The organism is Vibrio owensii CAIM 1854 = LMG 25443, from assembly GCF_000817815.1.
GTDB classification, from domain to species: domain Bacteria; phylum Pseudomonadota; class Gammaproteobacteria; order Enterobacterales; family Vibrionaceae; genus Vibrio; species Vibrio owensii.
In genome coordinates this window covers 113,306-136,777 of record NZ_JPRD01000006.1, presented here as the reverse complement: position 1 = coordinate 136,777, position 23,472 = coordinate 113,306, and the positions used below count along the sequence as shown (strand labels likewise).

Genomic DNA, 23,472 nt, shown 5'->3' with positions numbered 1-23,472 from the left:
GCGACCGATTGTTGCCAACCCGTCGCTCAAATAGATTATCTGTTTGGTGAAGTTGTATTAGAACAAGGTCTGCTGACGCTTCTCAGGCACCTGTTGTACTTCACCGTAGTCACGCAGTTTGTCCATCTTACGGATATCCAAGCGCAACTCTGTCACATAGCTATCTTCCACTAAGTAACTGCGCACGACTTCTGCACCTCGAATAACGCCATCGACCGCGCCCGATGTGCTTTCAATGCCTAGACGTTGATCAGCAAGCTCTGCACGCCCACTCACTCGCATACCATACACTTGCTCAGCAAGTTCACGGTAGGCATCAATCTTAGACGCACGCATCGCACGAACACGTTTCTCTTCGACAGTACGGCCAGTTTGCTCACTCACGCTTGCATAACCCACCGCCAACAAAATCTCATCTTGGCGCATCTGTTGTAGAGGCTGACATCCCACCAGCACCAATGTTGCGATAATAAATAATAACTTCTTCATGCTAGTTTCCTACGGGCGGAGAATCACAGTGTATGGCTGACGAATAGTAGGGTCAGAACGAATAAGCACGCCATCTTGGGTGCGGATGCTGTTCAGCGTATCCAAATCACGGCCAATGCGGTCCGCAGGTAAGAAACCTTGCGCCGTTGCAACCACGATGCGGCTCTGCATGCCCACAACACGAGCATTCACGAGCACACCACCTTCTTGGCGAAGCATAGTGCCTGTCAGCACGTACTGGATCTCTTGCTCTTGTGCCAGATCTTGCCAATCACGGCTCAGTGCGAAGTCACCCTGTTGAGTCACTTGAATTGAACCTGTGGTTTTGAAATCCACGACTTTAAAACCACGGCGTTGGAATTGGTGAATAAACCCTTCCGATACCGAGTTACCAAGCCAGTTGGTTGCATCCATGTTTTGCAGATCGACAAAAGAAGTAATCGCAATCGGTGTACGCGACGATACTGCAACGTTCGAAACCATCAGCTCTTCCGTCATGCTCTCAATGAAATAGTCCATCGTATGACGCGGACTGTCCATCAGCATGAATTGGCTGCCAGAATACGGTTCTTTACCATTGTAAATTGGTGAGTACGCGCACGATGTTAAAAGCGTCATCATCGATGCGGCAACAAGCCATCTTTTCATGGTTTGATTCTCCAGATAATCTTAGGTGTTACTGCTCTTTTTCGACTTCATTTCAATAAAACGTAATCTTGGAACAGTCTTTGCTTTTCTTCTGTTTGTCGAACGAAAGAAAAGCCCACCAAACTTCACTGAAATTGGTAAAGCAATATTTATACCCGAACGGTTACTAACAATGAAAAAATTATTTTTTAGCCTAATATCAATCACTTTTATATTGATGACGCCATTTCGCGCGGTGGCATCTTGGTATGAAGTGACAGGCGTTGCCACTATCGTTTCTTCTGAAGAAGCGGCAAGGCTGCATGCGTTGGAAGACGCGCTCTTCAAGGCTGTCAACTTTTCGGGCGCAGACATTGCCAGTATCAGTAACTTGATGCCATTGCTGGAAGAAAACCGCAAAGAGTACCAATTCACCAACCATGAAGTACGTTACATCCTGGTCGAATCAGAGCGTAAACGCAGCGGCAAGGTGGAAATGAGGATCCGAGTGGATATTTATCCATCGGCAACGGGTTGCCACGTGGATCAATACAAGAAGACGATCTTAGTCGGCAACATCGATGTCGCTTCTCCTCAACAAGCGGTCATGGGCCAAATTTACAATGTTGGTGATGATTTTAGCCACGTGGTCAATCGTCAGCTTGATCAAACCTCACGCAGTTTTGTCTCTGTTGGTACTACCGATTACTCCATCAGTGCTAATTACCCAGAGCGCACTAAGATGATTGCGCAAGACAACGGCGCGCAATACATCATCGGCGGTGTCATTACCGACTTGACCGCTACGATCGATGCCAAGCTGCTTAAAGACGACGTTATCAACCGCCAGTTTGCAATGGAGATGAAAGTCTTCGACGGAAAAACAGGCCACGAGGTTTACCACAAGAACTACCGCGAAGTAGCGCGTTGGCCATTTGCTAAAACCAGCCAAGTCGATACTCGCAGTGCTCGTTTCTGGGCATCGACTTACGGCGAGATGATGCTGCGCGTTAGCCGCAACATTATGTTGGATTTGGAATCAGAACTGTCTTGTAAAATCACACTGCCAGAAGTCGTTGCCGTATTCGGTAATACTGTAACCATGGATCTTGGCCGCATGCACGGCGTACAAGAGGGTGACCAGCTGCAATTGTGGCACACAGCGTCTTTCATCGACCAAAACGGCTTGCCGCGTAATAAGGTCTCTCAGAGCGATATTACCCTAAGAGTGACTCGTGTTTACGAACACGAAGCGGAGCTGACGATTGAACAGCCCAACCTTGCCTCTAGTGTGCAAATTGGCGACGTAATGAACAAGATGCTTTAGCAACGCGTATAAAGCTTTGCGATATGCCTGCTTTTGAATATCATAAGCAACGCATCTTATTTGATTACGCCCCCATGGCACAGCTGGATAGCGCAGTCCCCTCCTAAGGGACAGGTCGTAGGTTCGAATCCTACTGGGGGCGCCATTCATCGCCTTAGCTTAGTTTCTTTAAGCTAAGGCTTTTTTATGTCTTTTGATCAGAGAAAGGAAAACAAGAGAAGCTAACCGCATCGCTATTTGAGGTCGATGCTGTTGAGACGCCCCATAAAGGTCAAGATTTCGAGGTTATCTTTGTGTGCATCAAGCAAGGCTTTTTTGGTTTGCATATATGCCGCAAGCTTGCCGTACTTGTTGATAGACCGCACGACCGTTTTGTACTTGTATTCGCCAGCGTCATTAAACTCACGCCACTTTGCAATGTAACAAGTGTCACGGTTGTCAGGATCATCCAGCGTCGGGTTTGGTTTGTGGACGATCTTAGGCTCCACACTGTGTGGCAAACGCGTCATTAAGTACGGGTCTTTCAATAGTCTCCGCCAAAACTTCCCCCACATCTCACGCCCGAGCTCATTACGCAGTTTGATGGCCTTCTTAAGACCTCTCTTTTCTCCAATGCGCACGAATCCAACGGAACGATGCAAAACGGTATCTTCCGGTGTGTGGATATGAATCTTAAAGGCTGTCTTGCCTTTCGAAATGAAGCGGTGTCCAGTATTTGTAATTAAATTGCTCTTAGACATAGTGCTAAATAATAATTCTATTAATAGCTAAAAGGGTAAGCAAAACTCATAGATAATTAAAGTAATAAAATACAAAACTGTAAATAGCATCAGTGTTGATTCTTTTTTGAAACATCTAAATTCAGATGTAAAAAAGCCCCAAAGAGCGAACTCTTTGGGGCATTCAGCGCTTAAGGCTTCTAACGGTCAGATAGGAGCTTATTGCTGAACTTGGTATTCGAACTCAGGAACAACAACTTCTACGCGACGGTTTTGTTCACGGCCTTCACGAGTCTCGTTTGAAGCGATTGGGTTGTTTTCACCTTCGCCACGAGCGTGAATGCGATCTGCGTCGATGCCTTTCTCTACAAGAGCGTTAGCTACAGATTCAGCACGCTTCTCAGAAACTTTTTGGTTGTAAGCCGCTGGGCCTGAAGTATCTGTGTAACCAATTACGTCAACGTTCGCTTGTGGGTACTCGTTTAGGAATGCTACTAGGTCGTCTAGTTTCGCAGCGCTCTCTGGTTTAAGAGTAGTGCTGTTTAGCGCGAAGCTACCAGTGCCGATTGTTTGAGTTTCGAAAGTCTTAGTTACTACTACTGGAGCAACTTCTTCTACAACCACTTCTTCAACTACTGGCTCTTCTTCTACAACAACTTCGTCGTTACCGCCGAACTTGAATGCAACGCCTAGAGTTGCAGAGTTGCCCATTGCTTTCACTGAATCGTTGTTGATGTCAGTGATTGTTTGGTATTCCGCACGTGCTGTTACGTTTTCGCTGATGTTGAATTCAAGACCAGCTGCACCTAGGTAAGAGTAGTCATCTTTACCGTCGTTCATCATTAGGTAAGCACCACCCACTTTACCGTAAAGTGCGATGTCTTCTGTGATTGGTAGGCTGAACTTAGGAGCAAGAGTGATTGCTTCTACGTGGCCACCGAAAGAAGTTTGGTCGAAGTCACCTAGGTTGTCGAAACCAGCTTCTACTGAGAAGTAGTCATTCATTTCGTAACCAACAAAAGCACCTAGAGTAGAGCCATCTTTGTCACAAGCTTGACCAGCTACACAAGCGTCTTCCATCCAAGACTTACCCATCTTACCGCCCACGTATACTTCTGCGTGTGCTGCTGAAGCCATAAGTAAAGAAGCTGAAATTACCGCTGCTAGTTTTTTCATTATTGATTCCTCTAAAAGAAGTTCTCTTGTTCGTAACGAAATGCGCCGCCTGACTGACGTTGTATTTCAATTCTTTTATTCAGTTCCTTTGAGTTTGATACCGAAGTAACTTCCGACTGTTTGCATAAAAGTCACTTGGGTATGCCTCCTGGTCAGTGGTGCATATCGCTCCCTCACTGACGGCGAGCACTATAACTCCAAGAAATCCCGAGACAAATCCCAAAACTGTCAATTTAATGTCATCGAAAAGCATGACTTAATGTGATCTAGAGCACTCTAAAGCGAGCTGCGACAACGACGCAAACGTTTGCGCGATATTTCGAAAAAGAATAGGTAAAGCAAATTAACTTCTCATTAATGAGACGATAAATGGGGAACTTTATGGATTGTGTTTTTAATTCAGAGAGATATTTCGTATGAAACCAGCAAATACGCATTTGCAATGATTATATTTGGATAAGTAAAACTTATCAATTTTTGAGCAACTTGATGATAAAAGATACACAAAGGACAACCGACCTTGGTGAAATTAGGCCGTTTTCCTAGCGTAAGATACAAAAAAGCCGCGAAGTTTATCGCGGCTTTTGACTATTTATTCAGGCAATTATGCGTTTGCTTCACGCTCAGCGATGAACTCAAGCGCCATCTTGATGCGAGCAACACAGCGCTCTTTGCCAATCAGTTCCATTACTGCATCTACAGAAGGAGACTGACCGCCACCTGTTACTGCTACGCGCAGTGGCATACCGATTTTGCCCATGCCGATTTCTAGCTCTTCACATACTGCTGCGATAACGCCATCTTTGATGTTCGCTGTCGTCCACTCAGTCAGTGCTTCTGCTTTCGCTAGAGCAAGCTCTAGAGGCTCTTTAGCAACGCCGCGTAGGTGTTTCTTCGCCGCGCCCGCTTCAAACTCAGCGAAGTCTTCGTAGAAGTAACGGATTTGCTCAGCTAGCTCAACTAGCGTGTTGCAACGCTCACCCACTAGCTTGATCACCTCAGTGATAGCTGGGCCGTTTGTTACGTCTAGTTTTTGTTGATCTAGGTGCCATTGTAGGTGCTCTGCAACGTACGCTGGATCTGAGTTCTTGATGTAGTGGTTGTTCAACCATTGCAGTTTGTCAGTGTTGAACGCTGACGCTGACTTAGATACTGCGTTTAGGCTAAATAGGTTGATCATTTCTTCTTGAGTGAAGATCTCTTGATCACCATGAGACCAACCAAGACGCACTAGGTAGTTGTTTAGTGCTGCAGGTAGGTAACCCATATCGCGGTATTGCATTACCGATACAGCACCGTGACGCTTAGACAGTTTCGCACCGTCATCACCTAGGATCATTGCACAGTGTGCGAATGTTGGTACTGGCGCACCTAATGCTTCGTAGATGTTGATCTGACGAGGCGTGTTGTTGATGTGGTCTTCACCGCGCACTACATGAGTGATGCCCATATCCCAGTCGTCAACCACTACACAGAAGTTGTACGTTGGCGAACCGTCAGTACGACGGATGATCAGATCATCCATTTGTGTGTTGCTGATTTCGATACGGCCACGGATTTGGTCATCAAATACTACACTGCCTTCTTTCGGGTTACGGAAACGGATAACACATGGATCGCCATCTTTTGCCGCTTCGTTTGCCGCTTTGATCTTTGGATGGTTAGCATCGTAACGAGGCATTTCTTTGTTTGCTTCTTGCTCTGCACGAACTTCGTCTAGCAGCTCTTTAGATGCGTAACATTTGTATGCTTTGTCTTCTTCTAGAAGCTTATCAACCATCTCGTTGTAACGATCAAAACGTTGAGTTTGGAAGTAAGGACCTTCGTTCCACTCAAGACCTAGCCATTCCATGCCTTCTAGGATCGCATCAACCGCTTCCTGAGAGTTACGCTCAAGGTCAGTATCTTCGATACGTAGAACGAATTCACCACCTTGGTTTTTAGCATATAGCCAAGAGTAAAGTGCAGTACGCGCACCACCAACGTGTAGGTAGCCAGTTGGGCTAGGAGCAAAACGAGTTTTAACCGTCATCAGAGTTCCTTAGGGGTAATGAGCAACGAGAGGGCTCTCGTTGTAATATCAAGGATAAAAGTGGCGACATTTTACCACCGTAAGTCGATTCTACAATCCTTCCGTGTGGTTTAACGCCATAAATACAAACAGGGCAGTACCGATTAAGGTACTGCCCTCTTATTTATAGCGACAAAATACTTAGAACAACAGAAAAGCTATCGCAAAACAAAGTTACGAATGCCGATTATTTTAGATTCTGCATCGCCCACTGCATAAATTCTTGTTGCTCTTGACGGCTTAGATCACTGAATGACTCTTTCAATGTCTTAGTGACAGCCGGAGACGCCGCGATGCTTGCTTTCGTCGATTGCTTGTTCACTGCTTTGTTGTAATCAGCCACTTCACGTTCATAGTCGCGGAATCCTTGTAGGCCGCCTTTGCGAAGTTGAACCATAGAAAACTCAACATCTTTGCCGCTTGCGTCTTTCAGCGTCAGTTTCGGATCCATTTCAAATGCTTTGGCTTCTTCAATAGTGCGGAACTTATTGTATGTCAGCGTGAGCTCTGCATCTTTCGGTGCATCGAACTCAAGTAAAAGCGGCTGTGAATCAAACTTACGACGCTTGCCATCTTCAAATACAATTTGACCAACATTCACAGCAAGTTGGTTTGCACCATCTTCAACTTTGATGCTGTTGTTGTCAGAGATCCACTCAGGGTAGACGAACTCACTGTTGAGAACGCGAGGAACCAATTCCGCTTGCAGAGTCAGTTGAGCAGCAAATGCAGGCGCAGAAAGGATTGCGCAAAGTCCTAATAGTGTGGTTGTTTTTTTCATCATGGTTTTCTCGTCTTATACCAATTTAGATAAGCCACTGAAACTAACAGGCCGGTCATTCCAATGGCTTATGTGAATAAGTATCAAGACAAAAAGGGCGTTTCCGCCCTTTTAGCTGCTTCTATATTAGAAGTAGTATTCAACACCTACAGAGAACTCGTCGTAGTCAGCTGACTTCCAACGTGCTTCTGTTGGCTTGTCTAGTTGAGACGCACCGTCACCGAAGTCTAGAGTACGTGCACGAGCGTAAAGTACTGCAGATGGGTCTACGAAGTACATGATCTGTGCAGATAGTACATCATCTGCTGTGTTGTCGATTGTCTTACCGTCACGTTCTAGGTCAAAGTTTGCTGCGTAACCCAGTTTGTACTGCCAGTCACCTGTTGTGTACATCAGACCTGCAGACATTGCATCTTGCTTCTCGTTTACACCGTTGCTTGCGTCAGCTTCCATGTATTTGTATTGAGCGAAGAAAGAGATACCGTTTTCAAACCAACCTTGAACACCTACTAGGTACGTGTTGTTTTCCCAAGTTTGACCTTCACCTTCGATGTTGCGGTTACCTTCGTACGCAGCATCCAATTGTAGTGGACCTAACTTGTAGTGAGCCGCGATGCCGCCCCAGTAATCGTCGCCTTCACCTAGACCAGCTTTGTCACCTGCACCCGCTGCGATATCTAGAGAGAATTTGTCAGCAAACATTGGAGAGTCCCAACGGATTGTGTTTGATTGACGGTCTTGGTACTTAGCACCACCGATCGCACCACCCCAGTCGTAAACATCGCCTAGACCTGGGTTAGATGCTGGCCAGTCAACCAACTCGTACATTGGAGTAAGAACACGACCTAGACGAACTTGACCCCAAGACGCGCTTTCAAAACCTACGAATGTGTCACGCTCACCAAGACCTGCACCTTCACCACCGAAGCTTGGGTCTACGTAGCCACCTTCGATTTGCCAAATGAACGTTGGTTCAAAGTTAGCGAATTGCTTTTTACCACGGAAGCCGATACGTGATTCGTTGTTTAGCTGCATGCCGCCCAAATCGTCGTCAGTTGCTTTGCTACCAGAATCGTAATCGCGGTACGCGGCCTGCATCGCGATAATGCCGTAAACTTCGTAAGAGAAAGAGTCTTTAGTTAGGTACTCTTTCGCTGCATCACTGTTTGCACCATCAGCAAAAGCTGAACCACTGAATATCATGCCTGTGATTGCAGTAGCAAGTAGGCTTTTCTTTAGGTAAGACATTTTTAACCCCTATATTTTTAGTTTTTTCCATTTTCAAATTCGCTAACTAGGACATTGCAGGAACTTGAAACAATGTGTGGACGGGGCAAATATGACAAACTTTTTTCGCAGTAAAAAACTTTCCAAACCGCAATCTGAGCAAGTTCAAAATCAGAAGATCAAAATCAATATAAACCAATAATTAACAACAACTTATGGTGACAAATAAAAATATAAAAACGTCAAAACCACTCAATCTCTCTCTGTTTTTATATAAAAAGCTCAAAAATCGTGAGCGCCTTCACTCAACTTTTAGGCGTTTTAACGGAACTTTATATTCAGAGAGAAAAAACTTTGAGATAACTCGCAACAATCCCTGCACAAAGGCTGTGCAATAACGTCGATTTTGACGAATTTGTTTCGCGTCGAAAAACTTGACCTTCCCCTTGCAGGAAGGTTTATGCTCTGCTCATTACTATTATTGAGGACAAATTATGTATCAGTTCGTTGTACCTATGTCAGGGCTCAACTGCATGGGCTGTGCGAGAAAAGTTGAGAAAGCTTTACATGCCAATCACAGTGTTGAGATCATCAATTTGTCCCCGACCATGGTTGAGGTGAAAACCGAGTCCCCTCTTTCTTCTATTGTTGAATCGATCGAGTCCCTGGGTTATCTCGCTGGTCATCAATTTCAGTTCCATCTAACTGGATTGAGCTGCGGCGGCTGCGTGAAGAAACTCTCTTCTTTATTAGAAGCGAATCAAGACGTCATTGCGTTTCAAGCGTCGACAACCCAACTCGATATCACGACCCTACTCTCAGAGCAGCAAGTGATCGATCTTGTGGCCACTCTTGGCTATACCGCTAGCCTTGATTCTATTGAAGTAGAAGAAGAAAGCTCACCAGAGCCTGAACAGGCAGAAAAGCAAAGCAATATTAAAGATGCGCAGGAGCCACCAGCGAGTATTCAATTGCAAATGCTGATTCAAGGCATGACGTGTGCGAGTTGCGTCTCTTCAGTAGAGAAAGCACTTACTAACGTAGAAGGCATTGAGAAAGCACAAGTAAACCTTGCTGAGCAAAGTGCATTAGTGTTCGCAACTCAAGATACAGAAGCCCTTCACCAAGCGATCGTTGAATCCGTAAAGCAAGCCGGTTACCAAGCAGAGATCTTGCAAGACGCAGCAACCCAACAAGAAAAGCAAGCAGCTCAGCAACTTGCCCAACAAAAACGCTTCAAGCTAGATGCCATTGCTGGCTTAGTTGTCGGTGCGCCACTGATGTTGTGGGGAGTGTTTGGCGGCAACATGGTGATTCGCAATACGAACGACCAGTTGGCTTGGGGCGCGATTGGTATTCTGTGTCTCTTACTGCTTGCAACCGCAGGTAAGCACTTCTTTACTAACGCATGGTTAGCAGCCACTCACAAACGCGCCACCATGGATACGTTAGTCGCGCTAGGTACTGGTGCGGCGTGGTTCTATTCAATGCTTGTGGTGATTTTCCCAGACTGGTTCCCTCTTGCTTCACGCCACGTGTACTTTGAAGCGAGCGCAATGATCATCGGTTTGATTTCTCTTGGTCACTATATAGAGGCAAAAGCCAAAGCAAACACAACACGCTCACTACAGGCTCTGATTAACCTGCAACCTCAACAAGCGACTGCGATTACAGAACAAGGTGATCAACAGATCGCAGTTGAACAAATCACGCTAGGCATGAAACTGCGCATCAAACCGGGCGAGAAAGTGCCAGTAGATGGCGTTGTGATACAAGGTGAATCGTACATTGATGAGTCGATGCTAACCGGTGAACCAGTACCAGTGTTAAAAGCGCAAGATGCGCAAGTGTCTGCCGGTACATTAAATACCGATGGTGGATTAGTCATCGAAGCAACGGGCATCGGCGCGAACACCATGCTGGCTCGAATCATTCGCATGGTACGCACAGCGCAAAGCAGCAAACCTGCCATTGCCAAATTAGCAGACCAGATTTCATCGGTATTTGTTCCGGTCGTAGTCGGCATCGCAATCCTTGCCGCTTTGGTTTGGTTTGCCGTAGGTCCAGAACCTAAAGCCAGTTACATGCTTGTAGTAACGACCACAGTGCTGATCATCGCCTGCCCTTGTGCGCTAGGCTTAGCAACACCATTGTCGGTCACCGTTGGTGTCGGTAAAGCCGCAGAGCTCGGCATTCTGATCAAAGACGCTGACGCACTACAGTTGGCGAGCAAAATCGACACGGTCGTATTCGATAAAACTGGCACGCTTACTCAAGGTAAACCGAGTGTGCAGCAAGTATTTACTCACGCCACCAGCCAAGAGCACATGTTGGCTCTTGCATACGCGGCAGAGCGTCAATCGGAACACCCGTTGGCAAAAGCCGTCTGTGATTACGCGAGAAAGAACAATACTGAAAGTGTTGAGTTGAGCGCATTCGAGAACATTCGTGGCCGTGGCATCACCGCGACTTACCAAGCACAACCGCTGCTCATTGGCTCATTGCAATTTATGCAAACCGAGCAGATTGATACCAGCTCAATGAAGCAAGCGATTGAAGATTGTGCAAACAACGCATGGACACCAGTGGCTGTAGCGCTGAACAACGAACTGATTGGTTTAATTGCCATCGCTGACCCGATTAAATCTGATGCCAAACAAGCGGTGTCTGCATTAAAATCGCAGGGTATAAAAACCGTCATGCTCACAGGCGACAACCAACACGTTGCCAATGCTATCGGTAAAGAGCTCGGCATTGATGAAGTCATCGCTCAAGTGATGCCCGACGAGAAAGCACAACATATTGAACTGCTGCAATCTCAAGGCCGCACGGTTGCGATGATCGGTGATGGCATCAATGACGCACCTGCCCTTGCGTTGGCGGATCTTGGCGTCGCAATGGGAAGTGGCAGTGACGTGGCAATCGAAAGCTCACAAATGACCATTCTCAATACATCACCAATGGCTGTTGTGCATGCGATTGAACTCTCGCGCGCGACACTTAAGAACATGAAACAAAACTTGTTCGGCGCCTTTGTTTATAACTCGTTGGGTATCCCTATCGCCGCAGGCGTACTTTACCCAGCGTTTGGATTTTTGCTCAGTCCTGTCGTTGCTGGCGCAGCGATGGCACTGTCTTCAATCACGGTCGTCAGTAATGCAAATCGACTACGACTGTTTACCATTAAGTAAGCGACACTTCTTCTCGAGGATATTATGAAGTTGAAACTATTGACCTTTACAATGCTTGCTGTCACATCGGCGAACGTATTAGCCGCTGATGTCATCAACCACAAATCGCCATACTGTGGCTGCTGTGGCGAATGGACAAAACACATGGAAGAGAACGGCTTTACTGTGGAAGAAAAGCTGCATGATGACATGAATGCGATCAAACGCGATTTGGGCATCAAGAACGAACAGCTTTACTCTTGCCACACCGCGGAGATCGATGGCTACGTATTTGAAGGTCATATTCCTGCCGACGACATTAAAGCGTTTTTGGAAAACCCACCTCGAAATGCAAAAGGCCTGACTGTACCGGGTATGCCAATGGGCTCACCGGGCATGGAGTACGGCGATAAGAAAGACAGCTACGCTGTTTACGCCTACAACGAGAAAGGTCAGGTTTACGAATACCGCTACCACAAAGGTAACGACCAATAAAAACAAAGCCCAGCGATTCAAACCGCTGGGCTTTTTCTTAATGGACAGTTAAGACAAACTTTTTAATTAGAAGCCGTAAGACGCACCGAACACGAACGCGTTGTTCACTAGGCTGTCACCCGCTGAGTTTTCTGCACCGTGAGCTTGGCTACGGAACTCAAAGTATGGCTGTACGCCTTTACGAGTCCATGTTGCACGCAACTCGTGGTCCATGGTCTCTGCTTCAATCATGTAAACGTTGTTGTAGCTGAAGGTCACGTCTTCGTTCATCGCGTAACCAATGCGGTTATCCATGCGGTAATCTGTATCAGCATCAGCGTCTGTCGCATCAATGTGTGCACGAGTACGGTTGCTTAGCGAGATACCGTTATCGAAGTTGTAGCCGATTTTAACCAAAGGACGGTATTGGATGCTCTCACCCGCAGAGAATAGGTGTTGGTAACCTGCTGCAACCCATAGGTGATCAGTGATGTTAAATGCTTGCTCACCACCCACAGTGATTGCTGGAGTTGTGTTACCTGCGCCGCCGTTTTCAGTTTCTAGTTTACCCAGCTGAATGCCGTCAAACTCAGTGTAAACCGTGAAGCCGCCGAATTGGTTATCGAAAGTGTGGCCTGCTTCTAGCGTTGATGTCATGTCCGAACCGTGGATTCGGCCATCATCGTGGAATTGGATGTTACCCGTTACGTAAGATGAGCCTGCGAAAGCGCTTGATGCGAAAACAAGAGAAAGTGCACTTAGTGCAAAAACGTTTTTCATAATTACTGCCTTTATTTGTTCACGTTATGCGATGAGATGTCCGGCTATCACTTGCCCTTCATCGCAAACATTGGGATGTGCCTCCCTGGCGACAGCAATACTGCGCAATTTAATTCGCATTGAAAAATAAATCGTTTAAAACAGTGATCCAATTCAAATCAACATTTTCGAAACCCAAAAAAGTTTATTAAATACAGAGCCTTGCTATAAAACCTAAAAATTCGTCAAAAAAATAAAGTGTGAAGTCAGGCTAGTTACACTCTCAAATCAAGCACTAAAAAAGCATCGAGATCACACTATTCTTTTCTTTCTAAATTACGAACTTAATTATCAGTAAAAAATAATCAGACATTGATCACGCTTATTTTCCATAGAAAAATAAACAAAGCCCCCAACATAAGTTGAGGGCTTTGAGTAAGGAACAATGATTTTAGTGAATGATTAGCAGAATTACTTCACGCTAGTCACGCGGCTTGTCTTCTCGCCTGTTGCAGATACAGAACGGATAAACACTTCACCTTTCACATTAGGACGAGCATTGTCTGCGTAAGTTAGCCAGTTCTTGCCGTCTAGAGAGTATTGAAGCTTCACACCAGGGAACTGAACGTTCATTGCTAGTTTGCCACCTTCTACTTTCGCACCTGGTACAGGTAGGCGGTAGTCGATACCTGATTTCTCTAGCTTAGCCAGTTCACGTTGGCCAAGTACGTTCGCAAAGCGGTTGTAGTCTTGGTTTAGCGCAGCTTTGTCTACTAGGTTAGAGTTTTGCGAGTATTCAACACCCACTTTGTAGTCGTTTTCCCAATCAGCACGGTGCCATGCACGCTCAGCAGCTGCTAGTACGCGAGGGAATACCATGTACTCGTATTGCTCGTCGTTACGTACTGTCTCTGACCAAAGCTGTGCTGATAGACCGTAGAAAGGTTTCGCTTCGATTTCACCTTTACCAGTGAAGCCATTGCCATCACGGTCTACAGAGGTTTCTGCGTTCTGAGGCATGTTCTCTGGTGCAAAACCAAACATCTTACGAGTATCTGTTGCACGTGTTGCCCAGTAGTAACCACGCTCTTTTGGGTCAACTTCGTATGGCATGTCCATGTACACGTAGTCTGGGTTAGAAACGATCACGTCGTAACCTTTCTTAGACCACTCGTACACTGATGATGTGCCACCCCAGTAAAGAACGTCCCAGAAGTTAACACGTGTGTTTTCTGTTGCGAACGCTTTCTCACCTTCACTGTATTTAAGGCCATCTTGCCAAGCTTGGAAGTTTGGAATGCCCTTCTCTGCCACAATCTTAGACACTTCTTCTGCAAAGTGACTTGGTAGATGTGCAAAGTCGCTTACCGTACCGTCTGCAATTAGCGTCTGACATTGTGGAGATTGTGCGAATGGCTTGTCTTGTTTAGACAGGTCAATCGTACCTTTCCAGCTTACTTTGTCTTCAGCGTTCAAATCTTGGAAACCAGCGCCTAGCTTGATGTTCTTCGCTTCGTCACCACCAAAGTGCCATGTTGTTAGCGGCGTGCCCGCTTCTTGGTGCATTGCTGCGACTTCTGAAATCACTTTATCAACGAAACGAGTTGAAGATTCCATACATGGGTTGATGAAGCTTTGCTTGTTGTAGAACTGAACCGTCGTTACGTTCGATGTATCTTGAGGATCCATCAGGCGGTATTCGTTTGCTTCTGCTTCTTTACCTTCTTCCATTAGACGGTCGTAACGTGCTTCCATTGATACCACTGCTGCACGAGCGTGCGCTGGCATATCAATTTCAGGAATCACTTCGATGTTACGCGCTTTCGCGTACTTCAAGATGTCCACGTAGTCTGCTTTGCTGAAGAAGCCAGAACCAAAGTTGTCTGTCGTTGCACCTGAGCCAAGCTGAGGCAGTAAACAGCTTTTCTCTTCCAAATCGAAACAACGGTTAGCACCCACTTCAGTCAGCTCAGGCAGACCCGGGATTTCTAAACGCCAGCCTTCATCATCCGTTAGGTGAAGGTGTAGTTTGTTCATCTTGTACGCTGCCATTTGGTCTAGCGTTGCAAGAATTGCGTCTTTAGAGTGGAAGTTACGAGCCACGTCCACCATCACACCACGGTAATCAAAACGTGGCGCATCTTTAATAGACAGTTGTGGTAGAGAATCAGCATTTTGGCTATCTACCAGGCCAAAGATAGATTGTACTGCGTAGAAAGCACCTGCTTGGTCAAACGCTTTAATCGCAATACCGTCGCCTTTGATGCTCATTTCGTAAGCACCAGATTTTGCCAATTCACCGGTGAAGTCTGCAGGAACAACAGTGATGCTTACAGGAAGATCACCACGAACATCCACACCTACCACTTCTGCACGATCTTGAATTGCTGCGTATTGAGTCGCATCGAATGCGTCTTTAGGCAGCGCAATACCCGCCGCGATATCTACCGTACCGTTACCTGCTTCAACAGACATTGGCGTTGGTAGTAACGTAGTTGATACGTCTTGTTTTGCTAGGTCTTCGTTCTTCTCGAAACGAGACACAGCGTTTGCAAATACGTTGTTGTCATCTGGCGTACGTTTTAGGTTGTTACCCTCAAGGCCAGTCACGAAAGATGCAACGTCTTCTGTGTTAAGAGAAGCGATCATCTTAGGCTCTGCATTTGGTGCAGCAACGAAAGCGCCAGGCATGAAGTCGGTTTCAAATAGCTGCCAGTATTCAGCAACAAGAGGAAGTACAACCTCTTCACCCGCAGCAAAACCATCAAACTTATCTGTCGGTTCTAGTTTGTGTAGGTCACCCGTTACGCGAGAGATTTTGAACTGTTCGTTTTCAACATCCAGAATCAGACGAATGCTGTGGAAGTAAATAGCCCAATCTTTAGAGTCAACCGCTTCACCTTGGTTAACTAGCGTCATGTTTACTTTGTTACAAGACGCCCACTCAGCACCCATGTCTTGACATGCAAGACCTTCATTTGCGCCGTGGTTAGTCAACACTTCATATTGAATATCAAGGTTGTCAGCCAATGAGTTTACAACTTGTTGCTCAGAGTTCTGTAGTGAAGAGCAACCTGCCAATGTAGCGATAACAGAAGCAGCAATCAGACTATGTTTCAACATCTTACTTTCCCCAAAAAGTCAGTGGTTCAAAACGACATTTATCAAAAATGGTGAGCACCTAAATGCGAGGCGCTTAACAGTTGCATTCAACATACAAGCAGTTATTTCTAAGCGTAAAATTAATGGAACTAAGAAGTGATCCAGCTCAAATTCAGCTTCAAGCAGAAAAATATAAACATATTAATTTCAATCACTTAGTTAAAACGTTAAAAACGGCCAACTTTTTTTGACGAGTTTGTTGCGATCTCAATCACGAATATTGATGGGGTTCGACTGGTTTTATAGGATTTTGATCACTATTGGTTATTAAGTGAACCATTAACAACAAACTCAATTGAAACGCTTTCGTGAATTAGCTCTCATTTCTCCGCCGTTAAAACTCGTCAATATTTTTAAAAATGACGATTTTGCCGAACCGTGTTATAGATAAGATGCATATTGAATTCGAGGAGCAAAATATGTTTCGACTCTTGTCCGTAATGTCATCTCTGATCGTCTTTTTTACTTCTTATTCAGTTCAAGCCGAGCCCCAGCATTGGTTAGCAAAGAAAGGCGATATGGAATACATGATTATTGGCTCCGTCCATGTGGGTGACAAAACCATGTATCCACTGCCAAAAGCCGTCACTCAGTTCCTCAAAAACAGTGATGGCTTAATCATCGAAGCCGATGTTCGAAATACCGAAGGCGTGACGTACCCAAAAACCGACTTTCTGGCCAAAGATGTTTTAGATAGAGCCCAGCGCAAACACCTTGCCGAGATAGCCAATGACTTAGGCCTACAAGAAGCACAGTTGCTCAATGCGCCGCCATGGTCTGCAGCTTTAACCATTCAATTGATGTTGGTAAACAAACTGGGTTATGCATCCGACCAAGGCGTCGACATGCACTTGATTAACCTAGCCGATAAAAAGCAAGTGCCGGTGCTGCCTTTGGAAAGTGTGCAGTTTCAGTTGGATTTAATCGCAGGACAAAAAGATGGTGGTAAAGAGCTACTGCTTTCTTCGATTGAAGAATACGATGGCGGTGAAAAACTGGTGCAATGCTTGATCGACAGCTGGAAGAGCGGTGACGGCAGCACATTAGAAGAAGCATCGATGAGTGAACAATCGAGCGATGAGTTCAACGAGGCTTTCTTGTATGACCGCAACCGAGATTGGGCTGAGAAATTAGATTCTGGCAGCGTGCTACCGAAGAAGTCAGGCCAATACACAATTGTTGTCGGCAGCTTGCACTTGGTCGGTAAAGACAACCTGATTGACTTGCTCGAAAAACGCGGCTTTACGATTGAACCACTTGGCAATACACGTAAGGCAGACTGCGATATCTAATCAATAGCTTTTTATATGCGGGATTCGGGAACAAGTCCCGTCACCCCCCTTCTTAATAAAGATACCTTTTATCTTTATTCCCAAAGCGAAGCGCTCCCGATTCCCAAAGCGAAGCGCTCCCGATTCTCGGAGCGTAGCTTTCCCTATCTCGCATCTCGAAGGACGAAGTCCGTTCCCGAAGCGAAGCGTTCTCGATTCGAAAAGCCGTAAAACGCAAAAAGCCACAACATTTCTGTTGCGGCTTTTCTAAAAGTGGTCGGTGAAGAGGGATTCGAACCCCCGACCCTCTGGTCCCAAACCAGATGCGCTACCAAGCTGCGCTATTCACCGAGATGTTTAACTGAGGACTTATCCCCGTCAACGGATGCGTATATTACGGATTCTTTAGAGAGACGCAAGCGCTTTTTACAAAAAAACCTAATGTCTTAATTCGATTGACGATTTACTGAACACTAGCACGTGAAATGTGACTAAGAACCCACAATAAAATACAGATTATTAACCTTGGCAACATAATTGATCCAGATCAGTGTGCAAAAAAACACCACCTATTAACGTTGTCCATGTCGGGAACATCTTGGAGGAAACATATGGACTTTTGGCTTGAACTCCTATTTGGTAATGCGGTGGGACTATCGTCAATGATAGTAATCTTTGGGACAATTGGACTGATGTTGTTTTTCAGCGGTTTCTTCATTTACAAGATAATGAACGACAAATCTCCTCACTAGATCTCGCTTAGCTCTAGAAACGCTTTGCACCGGAGTTGGTAACCTGCCTGCTCCGGTTTTTTATTTGATCCCAGTACACCACTCGTTGATATAATCTAACTATTCCTACCCTGTTCTTTATGAGATTGCCGTTATGTCTCAAGACAACGATTTTGATCTGTTCCAACAGATGATGGGCGATGTAAAACCTATCGACCAAGACACTGCCGAGCATAAAAAAGTGCACCAAGTGACGGATGCTCAACTGGCGAAACGCGAAGCTGCAATTTGGCTTACGGAAGATGATCCAGAATACTTATCGATTGACCATGCAGAAATGCTCAAACCCGATGACTTTATCGAGTTCAAACGCGATGGTGTACAAGATGGCGTATACCGCAAGCTGCGGCTTGGTAAATACCCGATTCAAGCTCGACTTGATCTGCACCGTAAAACGCTAAAAGAAGCGCGCGACGAAGTCATTAAATTCCTCAAACAATGTATTGAGATGGACATCCGAACGGTCGTCATTGTGCATGGCCGTGGTGAACGTTCAAATCCACCAGCATTAATGAAGAGTTTTGTCGCGAGTTGGCTACAACAAATTCGTGAAGTGCAATGCGTTCACAGTGCACAACGATTCCATGGAGGCAGTGGTGCTGTGTACGTTCTATTAAGAAAGAGTGCTGAAAAGAAAATGGAGACCCGTGAACGTCATCAAAAACGTTTAGGCTAACCGGATTCTCGATGCTAGAATGCCCGACCTTATCTCACCTTGCTGCTTTTAATTAGCAGCAGGTACTTCAATTAACCGCCGTTGTGAAACGTTAGGAGACTTACATGTCACAAGACAACGCAAAACGCTTAAACAAATACATCAGCGAAACGGGCTTCTGCTCGCGTCGTGAAGCAGACCGCCTTATCGAGCAAGGCCGTGTCACTATTAATGGTCAACAACCAGAGATGGGCACAAAAGTACTGCCAGGCGATGATGTTTGTGTTGATGGTAACCCTGTTGCAGCGAAAGAAAAACCAATTTATATCGCGTTGAACAAACCAACCGGTATCACTTGTACTACTGAGCGTGATATTCCGGGCAACATCGTTGATTTCATCGGCCACAAAAAGCGTATCTTCCCTATCGGTCGTCTGGATAAACCTTCCGATGGTTTGATCTTCCTTACTAACGATGGCGACATCGTTAACAAGATTCTGCGTGCTGGTAACAACCACGAGAAAGAATACGTAGTACGCGTTGATAAGCCAATCACTGGTGAATTCCTTAAGCAGATGTCGAGCGGAGTGAAGATCCTCGATACAGTAACTCTGCCTTGTAAAGTAGAGAAAGAAACCAAATTCTCTTTCCGTATCGTACTGACTCAAGGTTTGAACCGTCAGATCCGTCGTATGTGTGAAGCGCTAGGCTACGAAGTTTTCAAACTGCGTCGCGTACGAATCATGAACATCTCACTTGATGGCATTCCTAACGGTAAATGGCGTTACCTAAGTGACGACGAAGTGGCAGAGATCCTAGCAATGTGTGAAGGCTCTGTGGGTACAGAAGAAGCATCAAAAACAGACTCTAGAGGACGCAACATTCGTAAAGCGACCGACGCGAAGCTGTACGATAGCCGTGAAGAGAACCAAGGTTCAACTGCGCGCCGCAACCAGAAAACACGTACTTTCCGTGGCAACAATGCTGATGAATTCCGTCATGCACCGAATTCAAAGAAAGGCCAACAGCGTCGTCAACGTGATGATGAGGGCGGACGTCCAGCAAAAGAACATTACAAAGCGAAACCACAAGGTGAACGCAGCAGACCGCAAGGCGAGCATGGTAAATCGCACCGTAAGCCAGATGCATCGAGCAATACGCACTCAGCAAACAAACCTCAATCACCGAGTAAGCCTAAGCAGCATTACATGAATCCAAATGCCGCGAAGCCAAGCAAACCAGCTAAACGCACTGGTGGTACATTGAGTCTGAAGAAGTAACGCTTCACTGACTAGCAAGATCAAAAAAAGACGCTCATGGGCGTCCTTTTTATTTGTCATGTATTTAGAGGCAAAGAGGGGCAAACTGACCGCGAGTTAAGCTCAATAAATCTTTCGGTGCTAACTCGATTTCTAAACCACGTTTACCTGCACTCACACAGATTGTATTTTGCTCTGTTGCGCTTTCGTGCAAAAAAGTTGGCAGCGCTTTCTTCTGCCCCAGTGGGCTAATCCCACCAACAACATACCCTGTGGTCTTTTGCGCGATTTCCGGATCGGCCATATCAGCCTTTTTGCCCTTCGCTGCTTTCGCCGCCAGTTTTAGGTTCAGCTTTTGATCAACAGGGATAATCGCAACCGCAAGGTTCTTTGGCTCGCCGTTCAAGCAAAACAACAAGGTTTTGAATACTTTCTTTGGATCTTGTCCCAATACCTCAGCCGCTTCTAGTCCATAGCTGTCTGCTCTTGGATCGTGCTCGTATTGGTGAATGGTGTGTGTAACTTTTTTCTTTTTCGCAAGATTAATGGCCGGAGTCATCAAGATTCTCCTTATAAAACAAAAAACGCTGCACCTAGTGAGGAGCAGCGCTTTAAGTTAATGGTATCAGCGACTTTGAGTCAATCGCTTTTTACTTGTAAACGATGTCACCAGAAGGCGCGTACTCATTTACATCAATTGGACTGTGTGATTCCAAGAACTCTTTCAGTACTTCAGCATCCGTAAAGCCCGTGTTGACGTAACCCGGATGAGTATTCACTTTCGGGTAACCATCACCACCTGACGCATTGTAGCTTGGTACGGTGAAGCGGTATTGACCGTCTAGGCGAAGCTGTTTTTCACCGATGAAAACATTCGATACTTTGCCATTTTCAACTGTCATGGTAATGCCAGCAAACTGAGCGTAAGCACCTGAATCAACTGGCTTTGTCGCCACGACGTTTAAGTAATCGAGCACTTCTTTACCCGACATATCGACGTAAGACACCATGTTGCCAAATGGCTGAACCGTCAGCACGTCTTTGTAGGTGATGTCGCCCGCTTCAATCGAATCACGAACACCGCCCGAGTTCATCACAGCAAAGTCCGCCTTAGCGCGCTCCATGTGGGCTGTTGCAATCAAACGACCAAGGTTAGTTTGCTGGAAACGAACGACGTTGCGGTCACCTTCCAGTTTGCCGTTAGATTCGGCAATTTTCACATTCAACTGGCCCTGACCTTTTTCTTGGTAAGGGCGAAGGAAATCCAACATTGCTGAGTCTTGTGCGATTTCATCTTGAACCAATACACGTTGAGACTCGCCGTTCACTTTGATTTTCTTCTTCAAGTTAACCGGAATCAGATCGTAGCTCACCATCGACAGTTCGCCGTTGCGGAACTCGTAATCAGCACGACCAACGTACTTACCCCACTCGTACGCTTGCACAATGTAAGTACCGTTTTGCTCATCTGGCTTACATTCGTCACCCGGCTTAAAGTTCTTCTTAATGACGTTAGGGCCTTCCATACAAACTGGCTCTTGTGAGTGACCACCCACAATCATGTCCAAATCACCTTCATTTAGGTAGCGAGCCAAGGCTACGTCACCGGGAGCATTCACACCACGGTTGCCGTTTTCGTAGTGACCCATGTGTGTCACTGCGAAGATAAGATCTGGCTTTTCAGTTTGCTTTAGTTCAGCAATCAGCTTTTTCGCTTCTTCTTTCGGGTCGCGGAAATCAACCTCGCCGATGTATTCTGGGTTACCCAGTTTTGCCGTGTCTTCTGTCGTAAGGCCAATCACGGCAATCTTGATGCCTTGCTTGTTGAACATGGCATAAGGTTGGAACAATCGCTCGCCGGTTTCTTTGTCGTAAATGTTGGCAGACAGCATCGGGAAGTTTGCCCACTCTTGCTGTTTGAACAACACTTCCAGTGGGTTATCGAATTCGTGGTTACCCAGCGCCATTGCGTCGTAACCAATCTTACTCATGCCTTTGAAGTCAGGCTCAGCATCTTGTAAGTCAGACTCAGGAACACCAGTGTTGATATCACCACCTGATAGTAGAAGCACGCTACCGCCTTCGGCTTGAATCTCTGCACGCAGTTCATCAATCAGCGTCTTACGTGCCGCCATGCCGTACTCACCGTACTTGTTTTGCCAAAAACGACCGTGGTGGTCATTGGTGTGCAGTACTGTCAGTTTGTAAGTTGTGTCTTCATTCCATTCGTGTGCTGGTTGCGTGGCACATCCGGCAAGAGTTGCCAAGATAGCTGCGCTCAAAGCGGTTTTTACAATCAGGCGTTGCTTCATTGTTTTACCTTTTTATCGTCTGGGGTCCACTGCATTACACGCTCAGCAACCAAGAAACAGGGTTCTCATTGTGCTAAAACGCGCAAACTTGGCGCTAGTGTAAATCACTAAGGTATTGATTTCATGTTTCTGCGACGCACTTTACTCATAGCAAACCAATTCGCCGCAAATCTAAGCAAATTATAGACATAATCAAGGTGGTGTAAGCGAGAAGCGAGAAAAGGATAGTGAGACAGAATCAATGTGTCGATACAAAAATGGCCAGCACACAGGCTGACCATTTCATTTAAACATTCACAACAACCGATTATTTGATATCGATGTCTGCAAAGCTCTTGATTAGATCGTCTAGCGATTTCATTTGCGCTAGGAACGGCTCTAGTTTGTCTAGCGGTAGAGCAGATGGGCCATCACAACGTGCTTGATCTGGGTTCGGGTGCGCTTCAATAAATAGACCTGCAATACCTGTTGCTAGACCTGCTTTCGCCAGTTCAACCGTTTGCTCACGACGACCGCCAGATGCCGCGCCCGATGGGTCACGCATTTGTAGTGAGTGCGTTACGTCAAAGATGATTGGGCTGCCTTTCGATGCGTTTTTCATCACACCAAAACCAAGCATATCAACCACTAGGTTGTCGTAACCGTGGCAAGAACCACGCTCACAAAGGATGATGTTTTCGTTACCACACTCTGCAAACTTCTCAACGATGTTACCCACTTGACCAGGGCTCATGAACTGAGGTTTCTTAACGTTGATCACCGCACCTGTTTTCGCCATTGCTTCAACAAGGTCAGTTTGACGAGCTAGGAATGCAGGAAGCTGGATAACGTCAACTACGTCAGCCACTGGTTGAGCTTGTGCTTCAGTGTGAACATCAGTGATGATCTTCACGCCGAACGTATCTTTCAGCTCTTGGAAGATTTTCATGCCTTCTTCTAGACCTGGGCCACGGTATGAGTGAACAGAACTGCGGTTCGCTTTGTCGAACGACGCCTTATACACGTATGGGATACCAAGCTTGTCCGTTACTTTTACGTAGTGCTCACAGATCTGCATAGCAAGATCACGAGACTCAAGAACGTTCATACCTGCAAATAGGGTGAATGGCTTGTCGTTAGCAACCTGAATGTCGCCAATATTAACGATTTTCTGTTCCATTTTGATTCTCTTTTGTCTGTCTTCGGCACGCCGGTTTCAGCAT

19 protein-coding genes and 2 tRNA genes are annotated in these 23,472 nt (G+C 46.0%); 8 read left to right on the top strand and 13 right to left on the bottom strand.

The window, feature by feature from the left end; translation table 11 throughout:
- Positions 1-57 precede the first annotated feature (57 nt).
- Together flgP and H735_RS02915 are read right to left on the bottom strand one after the other, a co-directional pair.
- Entirely contained in the window at positions 58-489 is a 432-nt protein-coding gene (gene flgP, locus H735_RS02920) for a flagellar assembly lipoprotein FlgP (RefSeq protein ID WP_005438638.1), read from the bottom strand.
- Between the two features lie 9 nt (positions 490-498).
- Positions 499-1,137: a FlgO family outer membrane protein gene (locus tag H735_RS02915; RefSeq protein WP_005425606.1), complete on the bottom strand. Its 639-nt coding sequence runs from the start codon at positions 1,135-1,137 to the stop codon at positions 499-501.
- 172 nt (positions 1,138-1,309) lie between these two features.
- Here H735_RS02915 and H735_RS02910 point away from each other — a divergent pair, with 172 nt between their 5' ends.
- A complete protein-coding gene (locus H735_RS02910) occupies positions 1,310-2,443 on the top strand; it encodes a flagellar assembly protein FlgT (RefSeq protein WP_020196222.1) in 1,134 nt (377 codons plus the stop codon).
- Between the two features lie 68 nt (positions 2,444-2,511).
- Positions 2,512-2,588, top strand: a tRNA-Arg gene (locus H735_RS02905).
- Between the two features lie 88 nt (positions 2,589-2,676).
- Here H735_RS02905 and H735_RS02900 read toward each other — a convergent pair.
- The 5 genes from H735_RS02900 to chiP form a co-directional block, all read right to left on the bottom strand.
- Positions 2,677-3,183: a hypothetical protein gene (locus H735_RS02900; RefSeq protein ID WP_027726697.1), complete on the bottom strand. Its 507-nt coding sequence runs from the start codon at positions 3,181-3,183 to the stop codon at positions 2,677-2,679.
- A 198-nt stretch (positions 3,184-3,381) separates the two neighbouring features.
- Positions 3,382-4,338, bottom strand: a complete 957-nt coding sequence (locus H735_RS02895) for an OmpA family protein (protein ID WP_020196223.1) — start codon at positions 4,336-4,338, stop codon at positions 3,382-3,384.
- A 604-nt stretch (positions 4,339-4,942) separates the two neighbouring features.
- Positions 4,943-6,370: a glutamate--tRNA ligase gene (gltX, locus tag H735_RS02890; protein WP_020196224.1), complete on the bottom strand. Its 1,428-nt coding sequence runs from the start codon at positions 6,368-6,370 to the stop codon at positions 4,943-4,945.
- 226 nt (positions 6,371-6,596) lie between these two features.
- Positions 6,597-7,193 carry a YccT family protein gene (locus H735_RS02885; RefSeq protein WP_020196225.1) on the bottom strand — a complete coding sequence of 199 codons (597 nt, stop codon included), beginning with the start codon at positions 7,191-7,193 and terminating at the stop codon, positions 6,597-6,599.
- 123 nt (positions 7,194-7,316) lie between these two features.
- Complete coding sequence (gene chiP / locus H735_RS02880) at positions 7,317-8,438, bottom strand: chitoporin (protein WP_020196226.1); 1,122 nt, start codon at positions 8,436-8,438, stop codon at positions 7,317-7,319.
- Between the two features lie 473 nt (positions 8,439-8,911).
- Here chiP and H735_RS02875 point away from each other — a divergent pair, with 473 nt between their 5' ends.
- Entirely contained in the window at positions 8,912-11,608 is a 2,697-nt protein-coding gene (locus tag H735_RS02875) for a heavy metal translocating P-type ATPase (RefSeq protein ID WP_020196227.1), read from the top strand.
- A gap of 24 nt (positions 11,609-11,632) precedes the next feature.
- Complete coding sequence (locus tag H735_RS02870; RefSeq protein WP_009705665.1) at positions 11,633-12,082, top strand: DUF411 domain-containing protein; 450 nt, start codon at positions 11,633-11,635, stop codon at positions 12,080-12,082.
- 66 nt (positions 12,083-12,148) lie between these two features.
- Here the strand turns inward: H735_RS02870 and H735_RS02865 are convergent, their stop codons facing one another.
- Entirely contained in the window at positions 12,149-12,841 is a 693-nt protein-coding gene (locus H735_RS02865; RefSeq protein WP_005438618.1) for an oligogalacturonate-specific porin KdgM family protein, read from the bottom strand.
- Between the two features lie 450 nt (positions 12,842-13,291).
- Positions 13,292-15,943 carry a beta-N-acetylhexosaminidase gene (locus H735_RS02860; RefSeq protein ID WP_020196228.1) on the bottom strand — a complete coding sequence of 884 codons (2,652 nt, stop codon included), beginning with the start codon at positions 15,941-15,943 and terminating at the stop codon, positions 13,292-13,294.
- A gap of 458 nt (positions 15,944-16,401) precedes the next feature.
- Between H735_RS02860 and H735_RS02855 the strand changes: the two genes are divergently transcribed.
- Positions 16,402-17,274: a TraB/GumN family protein gene (locus H735_RS02855; protein ID WP_020196229.1), complete on the top strand. Its 873-nt coding sequence runs from the start codon at positions 16,402-16,404 to the stop codon at positions 17,272-17,274.
- A 253-nt stretch (positions 17,275-17,527) separates the two neighbouring features.
- On the opposite strand, the gene H735_RS02850 is transcribed toward H735_RS02855, so the two are convergent.
- A tRNA-Pro gene (locus H735_RS02850) sits at positions 17,528-17,604 on the bottom strand.
- A 260-nt stretch (positions 17,605-17,864) separates the two neighbouring features.
- On the opposite strand from H735_RS02850, the gene H735_RS29775 reads away from it, so the two are divergent.
- From H735_RS29775 to rluF, 3 genes are all read left to right on the top strand, one after another.
- Positions 17,865-18,005: a DUF3149 domain-containing protein gene (locus tag H735_RS29775; RefSeq protein WP_020198127.1), complete on the top strand. Its 141-nt coding sequence runs from the start codon at positions 17,865-17,867 to the stop codon at positions 18,003-18,005.
- A gap of 133 nt (positions 18,006-18,138) precedes the next feature.
- Positions 18,139-18,720 (top strand): DNA endonuclease SmrA, encoded by a 582-nt coding sequence (smrA, locus tag H735_RS02840; protein ID WP_020198126.1) that lies wholly within the window; start codon positions 18,139-18,141, stop codon positions 18,718-18,720.
- A 104-nt stretch (positions 18,721-18,824) separates the two neighbouring features.
- A complete protein-coding gene (gene rluF, locus H735_RS02835) occupies positions 18,825-19,979 on the top strand; it encodes a 23S rRNA pseudouridine(2604) synthase RluF (protein WP_005438611.1) in 1,155 nt (384 codons plus the stop codon).
- 64 nt (positions 19,980-20,043) lie between these two features.
- On the opposite strand, the gene ybaK is transcribed toward rluF, so the two are convergent.
- The 3 genes from ybaK to kdsA form a co-directional block, all read right to left on the bottom strand.
- On the bottom strand, positions 20,044-20,517 hold the full coding sequence (ybaK, locus tag H735_RS02830) for a Cys-tRNA(Pro) deacylase (protein WP_020198125.1): 474 nt from the start codon (positions 20,515-20,517) through the stop codon (positions 20,044-20,046).
- Positions 20,518-20,608: 91 nt separating this feature from the next.
- Positions 20,609-22,270 (bottom strand): bifunctional UDP-sugar hydrolase/5'-nucleotidase UshA, encoded by a 1,662-nt coding sequence (gene ushA, locus H735_RS02825; protein ID WP_009705661.1) that lies wholly within the window; start codon positions 22,268-22,270, stop codon positions 20,609-20,611.
- A 307-nt stretch (positions 22,271-22,577) separates the two neighbouring features.
- Positions 22,578-23,429: a 3-deoxy-8-phosphooctulonate synthase gene (gene kdsA / locus H735_RS02820; protein WP_020198209.1), complete on the bottom strand. Its 852-nt coding sequence runs from the start codon at positions 23,427-23,429 to the stop codon at positions 22,578-22,580.
- Positions 23,430-23,472: the final 43 nt, after the last annotated feature.

Bases quoted from the DNA above. Each gene is read 5' to 3' on its own strand.
- flgP (WP_005438638.1), bottom strand. From the start codon at position 489: ATGAAGAAGTTATTATTTATTATCGCAACATTGGTGCTGGTGGGATGT.
- H735_RS02915 (WP_005425606.1), bottom strand. From the start codon at position 1,137: ATGAAAAGATGGCTTGTTGCCGCATCGATGATGACGCTTTTAACATCG.
- H735_RS02910 (WP_020196222.1), top strand. From the start codon at position 1,310: ATGAAAAAATTATTTTTTAGCCTAATATCAATCACTTTTATATTGATG.
- H735_RS02900 (WP_027726697.1), bottom strand. From the start codon at position 3,183: ATGTCTAAGAGCAATTTAATTACAAATACTGGACACCGCTTCATTTCG.
- H735_RS02895 (WP_020196223.1), bottom strand. From the start codon at position 4,338: ATGAAAAAACTAGCAGCGGTAATTTCAGCTTCTTTACTTATGGCTTCA.
- gltX (WP_020196224.1), bottom strand. From the start codon at position 6,370: ATGACGGTTAAAACTCGTTTTGCTCCTAGCCCAACTGGCTACCTACAC.
- H735_RS02885 (WP_020196225.1), bottom strand. From the start codon at position 7,193: ATGATGAAAAAAACAACCACACTATTAGGACTTTGCGCAATCCTTTCT.
- chiP (WP_020196226.1), bottom strand. From the start codon at position 8,438: ATGTCTTACCTAAAGAAAAGCCTACTTGCTACTGCAATCACAGGCATG.
- H735_RS02875 (WP_020196227.1), top strand. From the start codon at position 8,912: ATGTATCAGTTCGTTGTACCTATGTCAGGGCTCAACTGCATGGGCTGT.
- H735_RS02870 (WP_009705665.1), top strand. From the start codon at position 11,633: ATGAAGTTGAAACTATTGACCTTTACAATGCTTGCTGTCACATCGGCG.
- H735_RS02865 (WP_005438618.1), bottom strand. From the start codon at position 12,841: ATGAAAAACGTTTTTGCACTAAGTGCACTTTCTCTTGTTTTCGCATCA.
- H735_RS02860 (WP_020196228.1), bottom strand. From the start codon at position 15,943: ATGTTGAAACATAGTCTGATTGCTGCTTCTGTTATCGCTACATTGGCA.
- H735_RS02855 (WP_020196229.1), top strand. From the start codon at position 16,402: ATGTTTCGACTCTTGTCCGTAATGTCATCTCTGATCGTCTTTTTTACT.
- H735_RS29775 (WP_020198127.1), top strand. From the start codon at position 17,865: ATGGACTTTTGGCTTGAACTCCTATTTGGTAATGCGGTGGGACTATCG.
- smrA (WP_020198126.1), top strand. From the start codon at position 18,139: ATGTCTCAAGACAACGATTTTGATCTGTTCCAACAGATGATGGGCGAT.
- rluF (WP_005438611.1), top strand. From the start codon at position 18,825: ATGTCACAAGACAACGCAAAACGCTTAAACAAATACATCAGCGAAACG.
- ybaK (WP_020198125.1), bottom strand. From the start codon at position 20,517: ATGACTCCGGCCATTAATCTTGCGAAAAAGAAAAAAGTTACACACACC.
- ushA (WP_009705661.1), bottom strand. From the start codon at position 22,270: ATGAAGCAACGCCTGATTGTAAAAACCGCTTTGAGCGCAGCTATCTTG.
- kdsA (WP_020198209.1), bottom strand. From the start codon at position 23,429: ATGGAACAGAAAATCGTTAATATTGGCGACATTCAGGTTGCTAACGAC.